Raw genomic sequence first — 19,915 nt, 5'->3', positions numbered from 1 at the left:
GTGGTCCGGCTCGAATTATCAAAGAAGACAAGCACGCAATCAATGAAAAGATACGTGCGAGAAAAGTACGCCTAGTAGGCGATGGAGAACCTCGTGTTATGGATACACGTGATGCACTTAAGGAGGCGCAGGAAAAAGAACTTGACTTAGTTGAGATCTCTCCTAATGCCGACCCACCAGTTGCAAAGATCATGGACTATAAGAAATTCGTCTATGAACAGAAAAAGCGTGAGAAAGTAATAAAGCAAAACGCTAGTAAAGTGGTGATTAAGGAGATCCGTTTTGGACCTAACACTGATGATCATGATTACGAGTTTAAAAGAAAACATGGTGAGAAGTTCCTTAAAGAAGGTGCTAAATTAAAAGCTTATGTATTCTTTAAAGGGCGTTCTATTATCTATAAAGATCAAGGAGAAATCTTACTTTTAAGACTTGCTCAAGATCTTGAAGAACTAGGTAAAGTAGAACAAATGCCTAAAATGGAAGGTAAACGTATGAATATGTTTATCGCTCCTAAGAAGAAATAATCTTACTAGTTACTGTTATTGAAAAATGATAGTAACGTAGAAAGTAGATATTTAAAATTTAAAAGACTGTCTCTGAAAACGAGACAGTCTTTTCTTGTTTCAATAATTCAAGTAATTAGAGATTACTTGAATTAGATCTTTTACATCCAAAAAGAGAAGTCTGCTACACGCATGCCACCTAAACTACGTGCTAGTTATCCAGAAAGCATGAAGGAAGATTGAAACTCTATTTACCTTAAAGCTACATGACCATAACTTAATAATGAGGATAAGTAACAAGAAGGAAAACAAGCTATGAAAATTCAATGATCGAGTAGGAATAAATTGATGTTTTGTAATGCCATTTCTAAATAAAAACCTATTTTTGCAATCCTTAATTGAGGACCGTGTATTTGTATCTTAATCATCTCTAATAACTCACTGATTTAATAGGGTTTAAGAAACAAAAAGCAGTTTAAGAGAAAGGAATACGAGAATTTAAAAAAGGAAATTATGCCTAAGATGAAAACAAAATCTAGTACTAAGAAGCGTTTTAAGCTTACTGGTTCTGGAAAAATCAAAAGAAAACACGCTTTTAAAAGTCACATCCTGACTAAAAAGAGTAAGAAACGTAAGTTAGCTTTAACGCACTCTACACTTGTGCACAAAGCAGACGAACCAAATATCAAGTTACAGTTACGTCTTAAGTAAGACATTTTTGTAAACCTTGATGGTTTATTAATTCACACAATAACCCAATAGTAGAGCACAATAAAAGAATCTAGAAATGGATCGCCTGCTGTTAAAAAATTAAATTATGCCAAGATCAGTAAACGCAGTAGCTCGTAGAGCTCGTAGAAAAAAAGTCCTAAAACAGGCAAAAGGTTACTTCGGACGTCGTAAAAACGTATGGACAGTAGCAAAGAATGCAGTAGATAAAGCTATGGCTTATTCTTACCGCGATAGAAGAAACAAGAAAAGAACTTTCCGTAGACTATGGATCACGCGTATCAACGCTGGTGCTCGTATGCACGGAATGAGCTACTCAGCATTCATGGGAGCTGTTAAAAAGAACAACATCGAGTTAAATCGTAAAGTTCTTGCAGATCTTGCTATGAATCACCCTGAAGCTTTTGAAGCAGTAGTAAACAAAGTAAAATAATTAGGTTTAACAACCATCTCTCGTAATAAAAATCCTCATCAGCAATGATGGGGATTTTTTTATGCCTTAATTTAAATGAATTATATCTAGCACTACTCAATTAAATCTTGCCTTATCGGTAGCTCGTATTTTTAGACAACACATTATAGTTAACTGACACTATATGTTCATTGCTTAAGAGTTCTTACTCTACACTTTATTTACTTAAACTAGAGAACAAGGTGTTTCGATAAGCTAGTTTTATACAACTCAGTTAAATGAAAACAGAAAAACTCTGACATAAAAAAACCGATGCTATAACATCGGTTTTTCAATTATCAATTATGGAGTGATTACTATTTCTTCATTTCTAAATCAGTAATTTTATTTAAGCCTTTAATCTCTTCTTCATATTCTTCTGAGGCATCTTGCATGTTTTTACGATACGATCTATCGTTCTCGATTTCTTCCATATATTCTTCCATCGCGTCTGCTTGTACATTATTATATTCTTGTACAGTCTCTCCTACTTCTTCTCTTAAATCCTCATACTGCTCGATAACTTCTTCTAGATTTTCTTCAAATTCATGACTGGTCATTTTTGTACCATTCATTAACTCTACATAATCTTTTTGCACATCCATGACATCTTCCATAATCTCCTCGGTCATTAACCACTCGGGCATGGTGTCGTCTAGCATCATGATATTAGAACTCATTAATGGTATAATCTCTCGTGTCGTATCAAAGTCTTTACCTTCTAGCATGTATACGTGATTTGACAGGGTATTAAAACTACTCCATCCACTCACTCCTACTATACCTTCATCTTTTAAATCGTCGGCAGTACCGTTAATATCCTTAGTGACTCCTGTGTTTACACCTTCGGCAGGCTTGTAGGTTTCTTGTGCATTTACATTTGAAATAGTCAATAATCCTGCGATTGCTAGTGTTGTTATGATTGTCTTTTTCATTTGTCTGTATTTTTAAATTAGTTATTTATTACAGTACAAAGTTACAGGCTATAAGAAGTTAGGTCCGCATAGAAGTTCACAATGGTTTTCTAAAAAAGCATCATTTTTTAACAGAATTAAGGAAAATAGTAGTTAAAATGGTCAAATTACTTATAAATATGCCAAATTAAGCGCGTTTTACAACTTATCATATTTCTTAAATTAGTTAAGATATAAGTAGATGGATGGTTGTTCCGCTTTCGCGAAAGCGGAATTATAAATAGCCTTTATAAAAATAAATTAATTGATATTATAAACACCACTTATGTTAAGGTTAGTAAACTGACCAACGCTTAATTGTGTGTTTAAATTCCACCTAGGGGCGATTTGATAGGCAGCGCCAGCATCTACCTTAAATGAATGCTTAGTCTCGCTAAGAGTGGTAAGCACGTTATTGAAAAGGTTGAAAAATATACCGTCTTCTCCTGTTAAACTGTAATCCACCCAACTGGTATTATAATTAACCGCTGTAGAAAATGTCCATTTATTGACATCTTTACTAGCCACAAGTCCAGCGTTTATGGAGTGGAAATCAATAAGCGATCCATCTATAATTGCTAATGGCGCACCACCATCTTGTGGCTCTAAATCCAGTGGCTCATCATAACCTAGGTTAAGATCGGTAAGACTGTAGTTGGTATAAAAAGCCAAATCAAAACTGCGATTTTCTTTAAAAAAGTATTGAGATAGATTGTGTTTAAGGCCTACTCCATAAACAGCATAACTAGAACGCTCGATAGTGATTTGAGGCGCATATCTTAAAGTTAGCTCTGTCTCTTTCCATAATCCTACCTGTCCTTGTATATAAGGAAAGGCAAAGAAATCGGTATTTAAACCAGAAAACGCCTGAAATTCATAGGTCTCACCATCTATCATAAAATCAAAAAACACGCGTTTCTGTCCACCTAATGCTGTAGGTATAGATGCCTGGTCTTCACCTCTTATATCTAGATTATTAAAGTCAGATTCTTGTACATTGAAACTCTTTTTATTAGAAGGAAAAGGAAGACCGCTTATACCAGCAGAGACGTTAATTTTAAATTTGTCCAGAGATTTTGCGGTATGGAACCATCCTGCGCCTGTTTGCATGACACTAGCCTCTGCAGCAGGATCGTTATAACCGTCTAGAATAAAGAGTATATCTGTTAGGACGTTCTCTACGTCTGTCTGAGCATTACTATTCTTAAAACTAATTAATGAAATTAAAAAAACGGTAAGGAAGTAATAATTTTTCATGGATGGGCTTATGAGTCAAATGTACAAATGTTAATTGAGATTATTATAGGAGATATTTTTAGTTGATTTTCAATCATAATTCCTCTATTCAAATCATATTTCCTTTTGAACAATCAAAAGTCAAACAACACTTTAAAAGCTTTTATATTCTAAGAATTAGACTTAAAACCTCTACTTTTTATAGTCTTCAATAACCTTTGCAATCACATCTGATGTGAGCTCATAACCGGTTAATAAAGGGTAGCCTTCCCATCTCACTATACCATCAGGATCTATTAAAATGCAGTGAGGTATACCTCTTACTTCTAGCTCATTGTTTAATCTACTTTGAGTATCTATAGCGCTGTAATATTCTATTTTTGGTCTTTTATGCTTTTTAACCTTTGCCTCTGGTTCATCACTTAGTCCTATTACAACGAGTTTATCTTTAAATTCTTTTTGATATGAATTCAATTCTGGAATTGCTTTAATACATGGTCCACACCAGGTAGCCCAAAAATCTATAAGAACAAATTTCCCTTCGGTATCTGGAATATCTGACAGCCATTTCTCTACTACTAGTTCAGGCGCTTTTTCATTAAGAATGGATTTTGCCCACAACTCTTTTTCTTGTGCATAGGTTGAAATGGTGAATAAAGCAATAAGTAATACGATGAAGTTTTTCATGTGACGGTTGGTTTTGATTGGTTCAATTTACTATAAAAATACAACTCCATCTAATAAGAATTTATATCGTCATTAGTTCCATGTTTACCATCTGCTCCAGCAGATGAGATAAAGAAACTTTTCCCATCATCAGACAAAGTAAATTGATACTCTCTTTTCCAAGCGTCTGTTTTCCATTCTTTACGAATAGGATTACTACCTATCAACTCTTCTAAAACACTAGGATAACTACCATTTATCTCATACCAATTCTCTACCCTACCTGCAATGACCATTATTTCTTGTTGGGTATTTTTAGGATAGGTAATTGTTCTTTGATAAGTTATAAAAAGTATCATTAATACTAGAGCAAGAAATAGAACGATCAAGTATATAACAACACTGGGCCGCATCATATATTTTTGAAATGGTCGTTTAATACCATCTTCTTTTTCTAACTTTTCTATATTTTTTCTATGCTTATAATCTTTGCGTAACAAAGCAAAATCTACAAGAATAGAAACTAAATCGTACATGATTGTATAGATTTTAAGAGCCAGTAAAGGTTTTGTGTATGATGATGGATATAGAAGTGCTTGTAAGAAATTTAAGTGGAGTTCGCTTGTTTTTTAGCGCGGTTGTTTGTTAGCAATAGTAATTTATTCGAATTGCTTCTCCATTTCACTTCTCTGCGCCTCAACAATCCAATTGTCAAACTTAATTAAATTGGCTTTTAAATCTGATTTTTCTTCGCTAAACATTAAACAACCTCTGTCATCATACATCCAAAACCATTTTTTCGTTTGTGGTTGAAAAAAGTATACTAATTGATGAATTTTTGGTGAAAATCCCATTTCGGTATTTGCAATCCCATTAAAAATTTTAGAGTACTCAATTTTGTTTCTATCCGCCAAATAAATTGTCAATTTTCCTTTTGTCCATTCAATATCTGTTTCATGCGCAAAATATCGCAAAGCTAATTTTTCATTATAAGTTTCGTGTCGGATTTCATCCTTGCTTAAAAGTTCGTGAATATGATTTTGCGTTCGAGCAAATATTTCGTCATTTAAGTCATAAATAATAACATACAAATCAGACTTTTCATTGATATAATTTTCAAATAGTTCTGTTGCTCTTTTAGTTGCTTGGTTTACTCGTTCAATAGTTCCATTTTCGAGTGGGTCTCCCAATTCAAATCTCAAATGATATTTAAGTTCACGTTCAATTGAATTAAAATCAGTCAGTTTGATTGATGAACCTAAATAGTTTAATTCTTGTTCGAGAGTTTCTTTCATTATTATTGTTAACGGCTCAGTATATGAAATGTAGAGTAAAAAAAGATTCTACATTTCAAATTAAGGATAGAGCCAATTTTGTACATTTTGTTATTTATCTTTTCATTCTTAAAAGCCAAATTAAAATTTGTTGGTTTCAGCAAATAAAACCATAGCCTTTCGATTAAAAACTAATCGCCCTATTTGCTAAATATAGTATTGTGTACAGTTATTTATCCATATTATCGAAGGTCAGAACTACTTTTGGATTTTGAGCATCCATAAACATTTTAGTACGTCCGAAAAGACAGATTTTTCCGATTTCATTAAATACGTTATGTTCTCCGTTTGCGTTAATCAGAACTTCGTCAGTACAAATTCCGTCAATATGATTTTTGTCAATATATTTCCAGTGATTTTCAATTTCCTCTTTAAAAACAATATTGAAGGCAGGCTCATTATATTGAATAGTATAATTTCCATCATCCATTTCCGTTGGGTTAAAATCAGGATGAGTATTGTAAATTTTATCAAGTGTTTCTAAAGCAGAGGAGTTAATGTCAGAAACTCTTTCAGGAAACATTATTACAGTTCCATTTTCAAAAACCGCAATCTGTATTTTTTTATCAGTATAATACTTAGATTTTTCTAAAATAAGATTCAAATCGATAGGTAAATTCGGTTTCCATTTAGGTATAGGAGGAAAATCAATTACTTCCTTTTTTTTGTTAAATAATTTATCAAATATCCCCATTTATTTTGGTTTGTTATAATTATACACAACAGCCAAAGCTATCATACGAGTGCGGCATTACATTGGTAAGCTTTTATTTTGGTTAAGGTTGTAGATGTGAAAGTACAAAACAAATTAAGAATTTATGCGCCTTACAGGTGTTCTATAGGAATGAGTTATAATAGAAGAGCACTTAATTTTTAATGGAAAGTCAGGACTGCTATAGAAGTGTACTTGTTAGAAATTAAGTGAAATTTGCTAGTTTTTTATCGCAGTTCTTTGCTACCCATAGTAATTATTCGCGAATGTCTATTTTAATCTGCTTATTTTCTGGGTCATTTATCTCAATTGAAATTAAGTTTTCATTGTTATAATTCAAATTAATTTCAGGGTTCTCTTCGGAAAACCAGTAAACATAATTTGTAGTCGTTTCCCAGATATTCGGTGTCAAATGATTTGGTGCGATGTAGTCATATAGATAGCCCCAAGCTTTACCAAGTTTTTTCGGCATATTTTTTCTCAGAAAATCGATATAGACAAAACCATCCTTGAAATAAGTGAAATCGGTTAAGTCCTCACATTCTTTTGGAAATTCAATTGAAAATTCGTCGTATTGGGTTAAAGTCAATTTAGATTCTTCACTGCTGAAGTTTCTTTTTTTAACCAATATTCCATTTATGTCATAGACAACTAATTGGTATGGATTCCAAACAATAATATTTGAGATTCCGACAATGTGTTTTTCGTTTTCTGAAATCGTTATTTTCGTCAAAGCTGTACTTGGCTTTTTGAAAATTACTTTACCTGTTTTTTTTTCAATTAATTCTATATATCCGTAGTTGTTGTTTTCATCAAACGGATTTTGGTCAGTCGATATCATTTCATATAATTCGACTTTCGTATCAGAAGTCCAATTATGATAATGATTAGCGATAAAATTTTTAGATTCTGTTGTTATTAAAACCTTTCCGTTATACGCAAATGGGTCAGCCTTAGCAATCAGAGACGATGCTAAAAAGACTAAAAGTATGATATTAGACAAAGGTTTCATCTTATTACTGGCAACGGTTTTGTGTATGGCTCGTAGCGTGTAAATTAAACAATTATTTTCGGATGAAGCACAAGCCGAATTTTTAAAATTTACTTATTATTTTTTCTCAATAAGCCAAATTTAAAAATTTGGCGACTTCGCAAAGCTGTGATTGCGTTCTAAAATATATTCAAATTTATATTATTCAATTCCTTCGTGGTCAAAATTTAGTTGTCCAATATTGTCTATAATATTGGGGTCAATGTCAAAAGTTACTGGAATGTTATGTGGCTTTCCCAATAAATTAGTTCCGTTTAAAAAATTATTTTTTTTAGCTGTGAATTCATTCTCATACCAACAATCAAAGAAATTTACAAAGCCATAAAATTCATTATTTGATATTAAAACAGAGTTTCCAAATTGATTATGTCCGCCAGCTTGAAAATCTAAATAGCTATCAAAAATGCAATTGTCAATTTCTAAACCACCCAAAAAATATGTGAACACGAATTGACATTTTTTAAATCGACTATTAGTTATACTAACAGCTTTCTCAAATTGGGTTACGCTACCAGAAAAATATTCGATTATACAATTTTCAATAACAATTTCTTTATTCCAACCGTCAACCGTTTCAATTTTCAGTTCGCCTTCCACATAATAATCTTTTAGTGTTATTCCGTTATTTAATAAAGCGGTAGCTTTTTCTTGAGAAATATTATGTTTCGGTGTTTTTGTCATATTGTGGTCAATAGCCAAAAGTATAATGCGAGTGCGGCATTACATTGGTAATTTATTGTTTTGGTTAAGGTTGTAGATGTGAAAGTACAAAACAAATTTAAAATTCATTTGCCTCAAAGGTGTTCAAAAAAAGCAAAATCAGGATTAATATATAATAATGGATATAGAAGTGTACTGGTTAGAAATTAAGTGAAATTCGCTTGTTTTTTACCACAGTTCTTTGTTGTGTGTAGTTTTTAATTCAGTTTATTATATTCAATTCGCGCCTCATTCATTGTTCTTTCAATAAAGTCTTCGCCATATTCTTTTTCAATTTCATAGTTCATTGATTCTGCATAACATTCTTCTAAAATTGAAGGTTGGTCATTTGCTTTAATTATAATCTTATATTTTTCTTCCATAAATTTCCAGTAAAATTGCTCAAATTCAGTCATTTCAACTGTTCCGAGTATATCATATTCTCGAATTCCATTTTTGAAGTCAGTTTCAGCTTTTTTACTTATCGAATCACATTCAATAAAGATTGGTTCATTCAATTCTAAAGTTGGTGGTTTTTCTCGATTATTTTTACATCCGAAAAGGATAAAGACAAGTATTAAAATCCGATAATTCATATGTTAGTTTTTCGGTTGAATTGGGTTTCTCAAATTACACACAACTAGTATATCTGAGAACTATCTCTCATCCCATAAATTTAAACATAAATCAACCCAATTTCTAACATTAATTTTAAAACTTGTTTTTTCAATAATAACAGTCGGTTAATAAGATATAACCATTTACAAACGTAAATAAACGTAAACAAACGTTTAAAATACAATTGAAACTTTGATACTGTCACATCTTTGCACCGTCATCAATTACAAACGATGGCGTTAACTAATATATAATCCATACAAACAAATTTATTATGAGTAATCTAAGCAACAAAGTACAATTGATCGGTAACCTAGGACAAGACCCAGAAACAGTAAATCTTAATGACGGTAAAACGCTAGTTAAGTTTTCTCTTGCCACTACAGACCGTTATACTAACAAATTAGGTGAGCAAGTAACTGACACCCAATGGCACCGTATTGTTGCCTTTAATGGTACGGCAAACATTATATCTCAATACGTAAAAAAAGGAAATAAAATAGGCGTAGAAGGAAAACTAGTCACTAGACAGTGGGAAGATAAGTCTGGAGAAAAACGCTATACTACAGAGGTAGTTTGCGACCAGGTCTTAATGTTAGGCGGTAAAGCATAATCGTACTTAGAACAATAAGAAAAGATAAAATCAGTCCTTAATCAAACAGTCCATTATCTCGCGATAATGGACTGTTTTTTATTTTAAAATAAAACTCGTTACAAGCAATTATTTTACTTCTCTTCTATTGCCTTAAGAAATGGCTCTAATTCTAATAAATCAATATCATCTCTTTTACGTAACTCTCTTAAAAACCATCCTTTATGACCAGCACCATAGGTAATTAAAATTCGCTTTCCTTCATAACGGTGTTTTTCTAGCGCTTTTTCAATATTCCAATAGTGTGCAATATTTATATTTTCCCAACCACCGAGACCTAGCTCTTCATTAAATAACTTGTTATACGTCTGTAATCCTATATCTTGTATGCTATCATAGGCATTTGTATGAATAAAGTATGGATCATTTACCTTTCCTGTAGCTTTATAAATAGAATCTGATAATCTATTTGCATTGCGATAGGCAGCCCAATCTTCTGTTCTAGAAGTATCCTGACTTATGGCTCTTAACTTTTTACTACGTTCCTGCGCCATGGATAAAGACCAGCCAGCCGTAGGTATTATTTCAAAATTCATTTCCTTAGACAAAGGAAAAACAACATCTGTATATTCTGGAAAACGCGATACCCTAGATTCAGATATGGAATCATTTTTCTTAAACCCATCCATCGCTTCTTTAAAACTACTAGGCGGGATTTCTGTAAGAATAAAATCAGGATTAATTTCTCTAATAAGCTTATCAAGATAAGCTGTGTTATAAACACTATCTGTTAAGTGACCACCATGAATAGTTCCCAAAACTAGAACTTCATTTTTAGGTTTTTCTACAGCTTCTTTGCGATCATTAGAAGTTGTCTCATTACAACTACTAATAAGTAGTGTTAAAAATAAGAACGGTAAGAATTTAAGGGTCTTTTGCATGTTTAATAGGGGATTATAATTGTTTAATTCTTTTCATCTCGTTAAAATAAAAATAGTAGATTGTTCACATAAACAACCTACTATTTTTAAATATTGATATTTTTTTTTCTCTAGATTCCTCTTACAAAGTCACTGTATAAATCATTGAATTGATATCCTTCTGTAAATCTCTTTTTACTCAGTTTATCAAACTCCACTAGTGACCAAAGAATAAATTCTTTCATAAAATTACGATCTTCCTTAGTGGTTTGTGGCTGGTATTTTTGCACAAGATCTTCTAGCGGTGTTACCTGATCGATCAATACTTGGTAATCGCTATCATTTAATTCGTCCAGTAATTCTAGCCCTTCATTATTAAAGAACCATTCGATCAATTTATCGTATGGTGTAACCTCATCACTTTTAACTAGTTTCTTAATTTCTGGAAAATACTGAGGAAACAATGTTTTAGTCGCCGCACCTATCAATTCATTTGCTACAAAAGCTGCACCTTCCTGTTCTCCCTCATAAACCAGTTCTACCTTACCTGTAATCGCAGGTATAATACCTGTAAAGTCAGAAAAACGTATCGTAGTCTTATCGTCACCATTCATTAAAGAACGACGCTCTGCAGTGCTTAAAAGATTTTCAAAAGCAGTAATACTCATACGAGCACTTACCCCACTTTTCTCATCCACATACTCACTATTTCTAGCACTGAAGCTTATTTGTTCTAACAAATCTTTAGCTAGTTCTGGTACATAGACAGCATCGGCAGTTCGTGAATCGTTCTTTGCCTCTTGTTGAGTAATTGTTTTCGCAATAGCCATATTCTCAGGATAATGAGTCAAAATTTGAGACCCAATTCTATCTTTAAGAGGTGTAACGATGCTACCACGATTGGTATAATCTTCAGGATTTGCTGTGAATACAAATTGCATGTCTAGCGCCAGTCGCAATTTAAAACCACGTATCTGTATATCTCCTTCTTGTAAAATATTAAAAAGTGCTACCTGTATACGTGCCTGTAAATCTGGCAATTCATTAATCACAAAAATACAGCGGTTTGCACGCGGTATCATACCGTAATGAATCACACGATCATCTGCATAGCTTAGTTTTAAGTTCGCCGCTTTTATAGGGTCTATATCACCTATTAAATCGGCAACAGTAACGTCTGGTGTTGCTAGTTTTTCATAAAAACGATCGTCTCTATGCAACCAGGATATAGGTGTTTTATCTCCATGCTTTTCAATCAATTCTTTGGCCGTTCTTGATAGCGGTTGTAATGGATCATCATGAATTTCACTATCGGTCACATAAGGTATGTATTCATCTAACAGACCAGTCATGAGTCTCGCAAGTCTAGTTTTTGCCTGACCTCTTAAACCCAATAAATTAATATTGTGACGCGATAAAATAGCACGTTCTAGTTCTGGAATTACAGTGTTTTCATAACCATGTATTCCCGTAAAAGAATTCACATCATTCTTAATGTTATCGATCAGGTTATCCCTTAATTCTTCCTTAATAGACTTTGATTTCCAGCCGGCTTCCTTCAGCTGCCCTAACGTACTTATTTTATTATAATCCATAGTTTTTCCTTCGTAATCGTGTACAAATTACAACCCAAGCCCTACTCTAGCAATCATTAAAGAGATTTTTAACGTTCCTGTTTAATAACCGCGACATTCTAGCCGCTTAAATTCCACATAAAATAGTTGTTGATCTCGCTTTCGCGAAAGCGGAATTAAAAAAATAACAATAAACATCTATCAGGGATTAACGTAGTTTGAAGTACAATAAATTAAAACAACTTTATTTCTTACTTAAAGCAAACACTATAACACAAAGAAAAGATTTAAACTCCTTTCCCTAATTAAGGAAAGGTGGGCATAAAAAGCGGTAGCGATTTATGGTCGGAAAGGTTTTAGGGTGCTGGTCTAGAGAATAAATGATAACCTCATCGATTAGATCAAGCATCTTTTAAAAACTTAACTTATATACTTCCAAAGTCCTTTTTTGTTTTGTAAAAAAGACATGACGCGTTTTACACCTGCATGTTGTTCTAGTTCTATTTTTACATCTTTGGCGAGTAACTTTTGCGCTGCTTCTCTTGCTATGGCGAGTATGTGATTATCTTTTACAATATCTGCAAGTCTTAAATCCATGACACCACTTTGCTGCGTTCCCATAAGGTCTCCTGGGCCGCGTAGTTTAAGGTCTACCTCAGCGATTTTAAAACCATCGGTAGTAGCAACCATGGTGTCTAATCTTGTTTTAGAATTGGCACTGAGTTTATGACCTGTCATTAAAATACAGTAACTCTGGTCGCCACCACGACCTACTCTACCACGTAACTGGTGTAATTGAGATAGTCCAAAACGCTCGGCACTTTCTATAATCATTACACTAGCATTGGGTACATTTACACCTACTTCTATTACTGTAGTTGCGACCATAATCTGAGTCTCACCGTTTACAAAGCGATTCATTTCATAATCTTTGTCTTCTGGCTTCATACGGCCATGGACTATACTTACATTGTATTTAGGTAAAGGAAATTCTCTAACGATACTTTCATATCCATCGTGCAGGTCTTTATAATCTAGCTTTTCAGACTCTTCTATTAATGGATAGACCATATAAATTTGTCGTCCTAGCGCTATCTCGTCACGTATAAAACCAAAAACAGCCAGTCTATTTTTATCATAACGATGTACGGTTTTAATCTCTTTACGACCTGGCGGCAACTCATCTATTACAGAGATGTCTAGATCTCCATATAAACTCATGGCAAGTGTTCTAGGTATAGGTGTTGCGGTCATAACCAGCACATGCGGTGGTAATTCATTTTTCTTCCAGAGTTTTGCTCTTTGTGCAACTCCAAAACGGTGCTGCTCATCTACGATAGCAACGCCTAGATTTTTAAACTTTACTTTATCCTCAATAAGTGCATGTGTACCTATTAAAATATCTAGAGTTCCATCTTCTAGTGCCTCATGAATAGTACGACGTGCTTTAGTCTTTACAGATCCTGTCAATAAGGAAACCGTAATCCCTGTACCTTCTAGCAATTCTGATACGCCACTGTAATGCTGTTGTGCAAGAATCTCTGTAGGTGCCATAATACAAGCCTGAAAATCGTTATCTAATGCTAGTAATGCTGTGAGAACGGCTACTATAGTCTTACCAGAACCTACATCACCTTGAAGCAATCGATTCATGTGCGCGCCCGTACCCATGTCGGCACGTATTTCTTTTACTACGCGTTTTTGAGCACCTGTAAGTTCAAAGGGCAAATGATTTTTATAGAAGTCGGTAAATTTATCTCCTACATTATCAAAAACATAACCTCTTATCTTCGTTTTTCTAATTCTATTTTGCAGCAATAATTCCATTTGAATAAAGAAAAGTTCTTCAAACTTTAATCTATAAATAGAATGCTTTAACATCTCTGGTGTGGTAGGAAAATGAACATTTAGCATGGCATCATTTTTACCTATCAATTTATAATGCTCACGCATATCGTCTGGCAGCGTTTCTACAAAGGCACCATTGATCTCGCTAAATAACTTGCGCATGCATTTAACAATGTAAGTGTTGGTTATCTTACGTTTGGCCAGCATTTCTGTACTCGGATAGACTGGTGTCATCGCACTTTGTTTACGCGACTTATGATCTACTAATAATTCCAGATCTGGATGTGCAATATTATATTGAGAACCATAACGAGCTACTTTACCAAAGGCTACATAAGGCTCATTTACTTTTAAGCTATCTCTAAAATGTTTCTGACTGCGGAACCAAACCAACTCCATGCGTCCTGTCTCGTCTGCAAAAGTGGCAACCAGTCGCTCTGACTTACCAGACCCTGCAGTTTTTATATTGATTATTTTTCCTAGAATCTGTACTTGCGCACTATCTGGCACCAGCTGATTGATCTTATAATATTTAGTTTTATCTATATATCGATTAGGAAAAAGATTTGCCAGATCTCCATAAGTATGGATGTGCAATTCACTACGCAACAGTTTTGCCCTTTCTGGACCTATGCCAGCGAGGTAATCTATAGGTGTAGAAAGAAAGTTAAGTGGCAATGGTAAGTTGTTTCTAGTGTGTATTCAAAGATAAATGGACTTGATGAAATTGTCAAATTAATCATCATGTGAATATATGATTTCCTGACACATTCCGACTGCATTCTTGAAGGTTTAATGTTGCTTGTATTTTATATCTTAAAGCTGCATCATAGACTTCTAACAATTTCTCAATAATCTGATATTATGATTTTTTGAAGACACATAAAAAAAGCCTTCAATGAGTTTAATTCATTTTAGTTTGCGAATAAAAAAAAACCGAAACTCAACATTGTTAAGTTTCGGTTTTAAAATATCTATTTAGTTGTCCGTATTATCCACGACGTCTTTCTAGAAGAATCATCATCATAAGACCTAACATTACTCTTTCTTTATCATCTTCGTCTATATCTGCCACTTTTTCAAGTTCAAATTCTTTTCCGAAGAAAGAAGGCATTTTCTTTAATTTAACTACTATCTGTCCTGCTTTGTTAGTCACATTATAAGTAGGATTAAATAAATAGCCTGTAAAAGCACCTAGTACAGGAATCTCTCCTATCATAGAGTCTGCAACACGTACCCACGCGTTTGCTTCTTGTACCTTATATTGTGGCTGGTTATTTTGATCTACGATATCATACTCTGCCTTCCAGATAGAGCGCCATCCTTTACGAGCAATTTTACCTATTTCTTTACCGCTAGCGTCTGTCATAGAATATGCTGCACTAAAGTCCAGCCATTTATTTGCCGCTATAGTGAATAAAACTTGTGATTTACTCTCATCACTGTAAACTGTAATCGCTTCTTTAAGCTTAAACATTTTTTGCTTTACATAAGCAATAGTTTGTCCTGAAGCATTTTTTGCTGTAAAATCATTACTTAGAGTAGTGATCTTAAAAGAGAATTTAATAGGGTATTGTAAGTTATTCATTCTGGTTTAATTAGTGGTTAAATGTACTATTATAATTCCGCTTTCGCGAAAGCGGAACTCAAGATTAACATCTATAGATTCATTTCTATCCTACCACATCTAATTTAGCAAATCTTAGAAGTAATTTCTTAAGACCACCGACATTAAAGTTTATTTCGGCTTTTTTCTCACCACCAGCACCTTCTAGATTAATAACTTTTCCACGACCAAAGCGCGCGTGTTCTACTATCATACCTGGTTGCAAGTCTCCTTCAAAACCAGAAGGAGCACTAGAATTACTACCTGCACGACTTACTGGTCGCATTTTTCTTAGTTTTCTAATTTGCTCTTCATTAGGCTGGTTAACACTAGGTGGTGTTCCATTCTTAGGTTTAGACTGTCGTAGTTTAGACTTATCTGGCTCATCCCAAAGGTCATTATTCATCAATGGTTTATATCGATAATTATCTATGGGCGTGGTGTATTCTATATAATCTTGATTGATCTCTGTAATAAAACGACTAGGCTCTGCATCTACTAGTTTACCCCAGCGATAACGGCTCAAAGTATAAGTTAAATAAGCTTGATGCTCTGCTCTGGTTAATGCCACATAGAACAACCTTCTTTCTTCTTCTAGGTCCTCGCGAGTATTCATACTCATACCACTAGGAAAAAGGTCTTCTTCCATACCTACTATATATAGGTAAGGAAACTCCAGTCCTTTAGAAAGGTGGATGGTCATTAACGAAACGCGGTCATCGTCTCCTGTATCTTTATCAAGATCTGTTGCTAGTGCGACATCTTCTAGAAATTCTGATAGAGCACCTCTTGCGTCTGCTACTTCTTTTTGTCCTTCTACAAAGTCTCGCATACCATTAAGAAGCTCTTCCATATTTTCTATACGAGAGATTCCTTCTTGTGTACCGTCTTTCTTGAGCTCAGTTAACAAAGCGGTTTTCTTTAAGACGTATTCTGTCAGTTCAAAAACGTTTTGAGTTAGATCTAGCGCTTGAAAACTCTTAATCATAGTCACAAAGTTTTTCAACTTTGTTTTTGTAGAACTGTTTATTCCAGCATCTACTCGATCTATGTTTTCCATGACCTCAAAAATGGTACGGTCATAATGTTTTGTAGCCGCTATTAAACGGTCCATGGTCGTAGCACCTATACCTCGAGCAGGATAATTGATAACTCGCTTTATAGCTTCTTCATCTTTTGGGTTTACCACGAGACGTAGATAAGCAAGTACATCTTTTACCTCTTTACGCTGGTAAAAGCTAAGACCTCCATAAATACGATATGGAATATCACGTTTACGCAATGCGTCTTCCATCGCACGTGACTGTGCGTTTGTTCTATAGAGAATGGCAAATTTTCCATTATCTAACTGGTGTTGCATTTTATTTTCAAAAATAGAACCAGCTACATAACGACCTTCTTCGGCATCGCTCATGAGTCGGTGGACTATAATTTTAGGTCCATCGTTATTTGCTGTCCAGACTACTTTATCTAATTTAGTTTTATTGTGCTCGATAATTGAGTTTGCCGCTTCAACAATGTTTTTTGTAGAACGGTAATTTTGTTCCAGACGGTATGCTTTTACATTATCATAATCCTTCTGAAAGTTCAAAATATTATTAATATTTGCCCCACGGAAAGCATAAATGGACTGTGCATCGTCACCTACCACGCATATATTCTGAAATTTATCTGACAGTGCTTTTACTATCAAATACTGTGAGTGGTTGGTATCCTGGTACTCATCTACCAGTATGTATTGAAAACGGTTTTGATATTTTGCTAGAACTTCTGGAAAGCGGTTGATCAACTCATTAGTCTTTAATAATAAATCATCAAAGTCCATCGCACCTGCTTTAAAACAGCGCTCTACATATTCTTTATAAATCTCACCAAAACGTGGACGTCGTGCCATCGCGTCTGCCTCTTGTAAATCTGCATCATTATAATAGGCACGTACGGTAATAAGACCGTTTTTAAGAGAAGAGATGCGAGACTGTATTTGCTTGTATTTATAGACATCTTTATCCAGTCCCATTTCTTTTATAATGGCACTCGTAAGACGTTGTGAATCTTGAGAATCGTAAATAGTAAAGTTAGATGGATAGCCTAGTTTATCTGCTTCCATACGCAATAACTTTGCAAAAACAGAGTGAAAAGTACCCATCCACAAATTTTTAGCCTGTCCAGCACCCACGATATCACCGATACGTTTTTTCATCTCTTTGGCCGCTTTATTTGTAAACGTAAGAGATAAAATATTAAACGGATCTACACCTTGTTGCATCAAATATGCAATACGTATAGTAAGCACACGAGTCTTCCCAGAACCTGCACCAGCAATGATGATCATAGGACCTTCTTTTTGTAAAACTGGTTCTCTTTGGGCGTCGTTAAGCTGGGAAATATAATCTTGCACAGGTCTTCTTTTTATAGATTATAAAGATAAGGCTTGTGTTGTTCTCGCTTTCGCGAAAGCGGAATAAAAATCTAGCGTTTTTTCAACATATAAGAGATGGAATTGTATAATTTCATTACAGTTATCACACATCTTCTATAACAACTATTGTATTTTTAGCTCTTAATTATTTTTCATGGAACAAATTTGGGATTTTATTGCAAACATAGCATGGTACTGGTACCTCATCGCTTTTATAATTATCGTTGCACTTTTTGATATTTTCAATAAGAAACATATTATCCTCAGGAATTTTCCTGTAGTTGGACATATTAGATACTGGCTAGAAGGTATAGGTCCAGAATTGCGTCAATACATCGTTGCAAACAATCGAGAAGAACTTCCTTTTAATAGAGTTGAGCGTGGCTGGATATATGCCAGTGCAAAGAATGAAAATAATTACGAAGGTTTTGGTACAGATCGTGACATCTACTCGCACCAGTATATTTTTATTAATAATGCCATGATGCCTTTTAAGCTTGATGAGAATCATGTTACTGCTAAAGATCCTGGATTCTTGCCTTGTGCAAAGGTTATGGGAGCTGCAAAAAATAGAAAAAGGCCATTTAGACCTAGAAGTGTGATTAATGTGAGCGCCATGAGTTATGGTAGTTTAAGTGCCAAGGCTATTGAGGCTTTAAACACAGGATGTAAGGAAGTACACGCTTACCACAATACTGGTGAAGGTGGATTATCTCCTTATCATAAAACTGGTGCTGATGTTGTCTTCCATTTTGGTACTGGATACTTTGGAGTACGTGGTGACGATGGAAAATTTTCCATGGAAAAATTAAAACAACTAGTTAAAGACCATCCACAAGTAAGAGCAATCGAGGTAAAACTATCTCAAGGTGCAAAACCTGGAAAAGGTGGTGTACTACCAGGTTCTAAAATCACTAAAGAAATAAGCGAAATACGTAATGTCCCTATGGGAAAAGACGTTCTCTCTCCTCCTACTCACAGCGCTTTTGAAGGAATACAAGGCCTTGTAGACTTTGTTGAAAAAATAGCTCTTGAAACTGGATTACCTACTGGTATAAAAGCCGCGATAGGTAAACTAGAACAATGGGAAGAACTGGCAGATATTATGAAAGCTACTGGAAAAGGTCCTGATTTTATCACTGTAGATGGTGGTGAAGGTGGTACTGGTGCCGCTCCACCTAGTTTTGCAGACCATGTATCGCTTCCATGGGTGTATGGTTTTAAAGATCTTTATCAAGTATTCCAGAATAGACAAATGACTGAAGATTTGGTTTTTATCGCATCTGGTAAATTAGGTTTTCCTGCCAAAGCTGCAATGGCATTTTCTATGGGAGCAGATGTTATTAACGTAGCTCGTGAAGCAATGATTTCCATAGGTTGTATACAAGCACAGGCCTGTCATAACAACACCTGTCCTACTGGAATTGCTACTCAAAATAAATGGCTGCAACGTGGTATAGTCGTTCCAGAAAAAGCTGGTAGACTGGCTAGCTATTTTAAGAAATTCAATAAAGAAGTGCTAGAGATTACTCACGCAGCTGGTTATGAGCACCCATGCCAGTTTGATATGAGAGATGTAGATGTAAGTATAGGAGATAGTAATATGACACAAACTCTAGAGCATACTTATAAATATCAAAAAACAGTCGTACCATTTAATGGTATGCAAGAATTAAAAGACTGCATACACTTAGGTGGTAAATAAAATAAGCTGCTCAATGAAAAGAGCAGCTTAATGTAAAAAACTAACCAAATAAACTTATCATCTCGACAATTAAAAAAACTCCGAACTGCAATTAGCTAACTCGAAGTCTTTTTAATGAAGTATTATTCTTTAAAAATAAAGCAGACTGATATGCAAATAAAGTGGCAACAGATGAAACCACTTCTTCATACTATAAAACACTTATATCGCTAGATGAATAGAAATAGCCATATAAAATTACTTGTTAAATAAAATATCCTATTATTTTTGAACGTTCCAAAATCTTAAAACCTAAT

The 19,915-nt window shown here is 34.3% G+C and carries 19 protein-coding genes; 5 read left to right on the top strand and 14 right to left on the bottom strand.

Translation table 11 applies throughout. The features are described from left to right. The first annotated feature begins 14 nt into the window (after nucleotides 1-14). From infC to rplT, 3 genes are all read left to right on the top strand, one after another. Nucleotides 15-527, top strand: a complete 513-nt coding sequence (infC, locus tag ABJF08_RS11840; protein WP_262497515.1) for a translation initiation factor IF-3 — start codon at nucleotides 15-17, stop codon at nucleotides 525-527. A gap of 492 nt (nucleotides 528-1,019) precedes the next feature. After that, nucleotides 1,020-1,217 carry a 50S ribosomal protein L35 gene (gene rpmI / locus ABJF08_RS11835; RefSeq protein ID WP_104515360.1) on the top strand — a complete coding sequence of 66 codons (198 nt, stop codon included), beginning with the start codon at nucleotides 1,020-1,022 and terminating at the stop codon, nucleotides 1,215-1,217. Nucleotides 1,218-1,323: 106 nt separating this feature from the next. Further along, on the top strand, nucleotides 1,324-1,668 hold the full coding sequence (gene rplT, locus ABJF08_RS11830) for a 50S ribosomal protein L20 (protein ID WP_104515361.1): 345 nt from the start codon (nucleotides 1,324-1,326) through the stop codon (nucleotides 1,666-1,668). 335 nt (nucleotides 1,669-2,003) lie between these two features. Here the strand turns inward: rplT and ABJF08_RS11825 are convergent, their stop codons facing one another. From ABJF08_RS11825 to ABJF08_RS11785, 9 genes are all read right to left on the bottom strand, one after another. Next, complete coding sequence (locus ABJF08_RS11825; protein ID WP_348116433.1) at nucleotides 2,004-2,621, bottom strand: hypothetical protein; 618 nt, start codon at nucleotides 2,619-2,621, stop codon at nucleotides 2,004-2,006. 279 nt (nucleotides 2,622-2,900) lie between these two features. Further along, on the bottom strand, nucleotides 2,901-3,896 hold the full coding sequence (locus tag ABJF08_RS11820) for a DUF6588 family protein (protein ID WP_348116432.1): 996 nt from the start codon (nucleotides 3,894-3,896) through the stop codon (nucleotides 2,901-2,903). 171 nt (nucleotides 3,897-4,067) lie between these two features. Continuing rightward, complete coding sequence (locus ABJF08_RS11815; RefSeq protein ID WP_348116431.1) at nucleotides 4,068-4,562, bottom strand: redoxin domain-containing protein; 495 nt, start codon at nucleotides 4,560-4,562, stop codon at nucleotides 4,068-4,070. 50 nt (nucleotides 4,563-4,612) lie between these two features. After that, complete coding sequence (locus ABJF08_RS11810; protein ID WP_348116430.1) at nucleotides 4,613-5,077, bottom strand: type II secretion system protein GspG; 465 nt, start codon at nucleotides 5,075-5,077, stop codon at nucleotides 4,613-4,615. Nucleotides 5,078-5,200: 123 nt separating this feature from the next. Then, complete coding sequence (locus tag ABJF08_RS11805) at nucleotides 5,201-5,836, bottom strand: DUF3885 domain-containing protein (RefSeq protein ID WP_348116429.1); 636 nt, start codon at nucleotides 5,834-5,836, stop codon at nucleotides 5,201-5,203. Between the two features lie 208 nt (nucleotides 5,837-6,044). Beyond that, nucleotides 6,045-6,569: a hypothetical protein gene (locus tag ABJF08_RS11800; protein ID WP_348116428.1), complete on the bottom strand. Its 525-nt coding sequence runs from the start codon at nucleotides 6,567-6,569 to the stop codon at nucleotides 6,045-6,047. Between the two features lie 274 nt (nucleotides 6,570-6,843). Beyond that, complete coding sequence (locus ABJF08_RS11795) at nucleotides 6,844-7,590, bottom strand: hypothetical protein (RefSeq protein ID WP_348116427.1); 747 nt, start codon at nucleotides 7,588-7,590, stop codon at nucleotides 6,844-6,846. 189 nt (nucleotides 7,591-7,779) lie between these two features. After that, a complete protein-coding gene (locus ABJF08_RS11790) occupies nucleotides 7,780-8,319 on the bottom strand; it encodes a hypothetical protein (RefSeq protein WP_348116426.1) in 540 nt (179 codons plus the stop codon). A gap of 236 nt (nucleotides 8,320-8,555) precedes the next feature. Continuing rightward, on the bottom strand, nucleotides 8,556-8,933 hold the full coding sequence (locus tag ABJF08_RS11785) for a hypothetical protein (protein WP_348116425.1): 378 nt from the start codon (nucleotides 8,931-8,933) through the stop codon (nucleotides 8,556-8,558). A gap of 296 nt (nucleotides 8,934-9,229) precedes the next feature. Between ABJF08_RS11785 and ssb the strand changes: the two genes are divergently transcribed. After that, complete coding sequence (gene ssb, locus ABJF08_RS11780) at nucleotides 9,230-9,568, top strand: single-stranded DNA-binding protein (protein ID WP_104515378.1); 339 nt, start codon at nucleotides 9,230-9,232, stop codon at nucleotides 9,566-9,568. Nucleotides 9,569-9,681: 113 nt separating this feature from the next. On the opposite strand, the gene ABJF08_RS11775 is transcribed toward ssb, so the two are convergent. From ABJF08_RS11775 to ABJF08_RS11755, 5 genes are all read right to left on the bottom strand, one after another. Then, on the bottom strand, nucleotides 9,682-10,488 hold the full coding sequence (locus ABJF08_RS11775) for a hypothetical protein (protein ID WP_348116424.1): 807 nt from the start codon (nucleotides 10,486-10,488) through the stop codon (nucleotides 9,682-9,684). A gap of 110 nt (nucleotides 10,489-10,598) precedes the next feature. Next, entirely contained in the window at nucleotides 10,599-12,062 is a 1,464-nt protein-coding gene (locus ABJF08_RS11770) for a magnesium chelatase (protein WP_348116423.1), read from the bottom strand. Nucleotides 12,063-12,461: 399 nt separating this feature from the next. Beyond that, a complete protein-coding gene (recG, locus tag ABJF08_RS11765; RefSeq protein ID WP_348116422.1) occupies nucleotides 12,462-14,567 on the bottom strand; it encodes an ATP-dependent DNA helicase RecG in 2,106 nt (701 codons plus the stop codon). A 313-nt stretch (nucleotides 14,568-14,880) separates the two neighbouring features. Beyond that, the gene (locus ABJF08_RS11760; protein ID WP_348116421.1) at nucleotides 14,881-15,477 is read right to left on the bottom strand and encodes a hypothetical protein; all 597 of its coding nucleotides are present in this window, start codon (nucleotides 15,475-15,477) and stop codon (nucleotides 14,881-14,883) included. A gap of 85 nt (nucleotides 15,478-15,562) precedes the next feature. Then, a complete protein-coding gene (locus ABJF08_RS11755; protein ID WP_348116420.1) occupies nucleotides 15,563-17,893 on the bottom strand; it encodes a UvrD-helicase domain-containing protein in 2,331 nt (776 codons plus the stop codon). A gap of 175 nt (nucleotides 17,894-18,068) precedes the next feature. On the opposite strand from ABJF08_RS11755, the gene ABJF08_RS11750 reads away from it, so the two are divergent. Continuing rightward, on the top strand, nucleotides 18,069-19,619 hold the full coding sequence (locus ABJF08_RS11750; protein WP_348116419.1) for an FMN-binding glutamate synthase family protein: 1,551 nt from the start codon (nucleotides 18,069-18,071) through the stop codon (nucleotides 19,617-19,619). Nucleotides 19,620-19,915 lie beyond the last annotated feature (296 nt).

It is taken from the genome of Nonlabens sp. (assembly GCF_039941875.1).
Taxonomy (GTDB): Bacteria; Bacteroidota; Bacteroidia; order Flavobacteriales; family Flavobacteriaceae; genus Nonlabens.
Note: the sequence above shows the minus strand (reverse complement) of the source record. Positions and strands in the feature narration are given on the sequence as shown.

Coding starts and splice junctions, on each gene's coding strand:
- ABJF08_RS11770 (WP_348116423.1), bottom strand. CDS start 12,062: ATGGATTATAATAAAATAAGTACGTTAGGGCAGCTGAAGGAAGCCGGC.
- ABJF08_RS11820 (WP_348116432.1), bottom strand. CDS start 3,896: ATGAAAAATTATTACTTCCTTACCGTTTTTTTAATTTCATTAATTAGT.
- ABJF08_RS11785 (WP_348116425.1), bottom strand. CDS start 8,933: ATGAATTATCGGATTTTAATACTTGTCTTTATCCTTTTCGGATGTAAA.
- ABJF08_RS11805 (WP_348116429.1), bottom strand. CDS start 5,836: ATGAAAGAAACTCTCGAACAAGAATTAAACTATTTAGGTTCATCAATC.
- ABJF08_RS11760 (WP_348116421.1), bottom strand. CDS start 15,477: ATGAATAACTTACAATACCCTATTAAATTCTCTTTTAAGATCACTACT.
- ABJF08_RS11825 (WP_348116433.1), bottom strand. CDS start 2,621: ATGAAAAAGACAATCATAACAACACTAGCAATCGCAGGATTATTGACT.
- rpmI (WP_104515360.1), top strand. CDS start 1,020: ATGCCTAAGATGAAAACAAAATCTAGTACTAAGAAGCGTTTTAAGCTT.
- ABJF08_RS11800 (WP_348116428.1), bottom strand. CDS start 6,569: ATGGGGATATTTGATAAATTATTTAACAAAAAAAAGGAAGTAATTGAT.
- ABJF08_RS11810 (WP_348116430.1), bottom strand. CDS start 5,077: ATGTACGATTTAGTTTCTATTCTTGTAGATTTTGCTTTGTTACGCAAA.
- ABJF08_RS11775 (WP_348116424.1), bottom strand. CDS start 10,488: ATGCAAAAGACCCTTAAATTCTTACCGTTCTTATTTTTAACACTACTT.
- ABJF08_RS11750 (WP_348116419.1), top strand. CDS start 18,069: ATGGAACAAATTTGGGATTTTATTGCAAACATAGCATGGTACTGGTAC.
- ABJF08_RS11790 (WP_348116426.1), bottom strand. CDS start 8,319: ATGACAAAAACACCGAAACATAATATTTCTCAAGAAAAAGCTACCGCT.
- ssb (WP_104515378.1), top strand. CDS start 9,230: ATGAGTAATCTAAGCAACAAAGTACAATTGATCGGTAACCTAGGACAA.
- ABJF08_RS11815 (WP_348116431.1), bottom strand. CDS start 4,562: ATGAAAAACTTCATCGTATTACTTATTGCTTTATTCACCATTTCAACC.
- rplT (WP_104515361.1), top strand. CDS start 1,324: ATGCCAAGATCAGTAAACGCAGTAGCTCGTAGAGCTCGTAGAAAAAAA.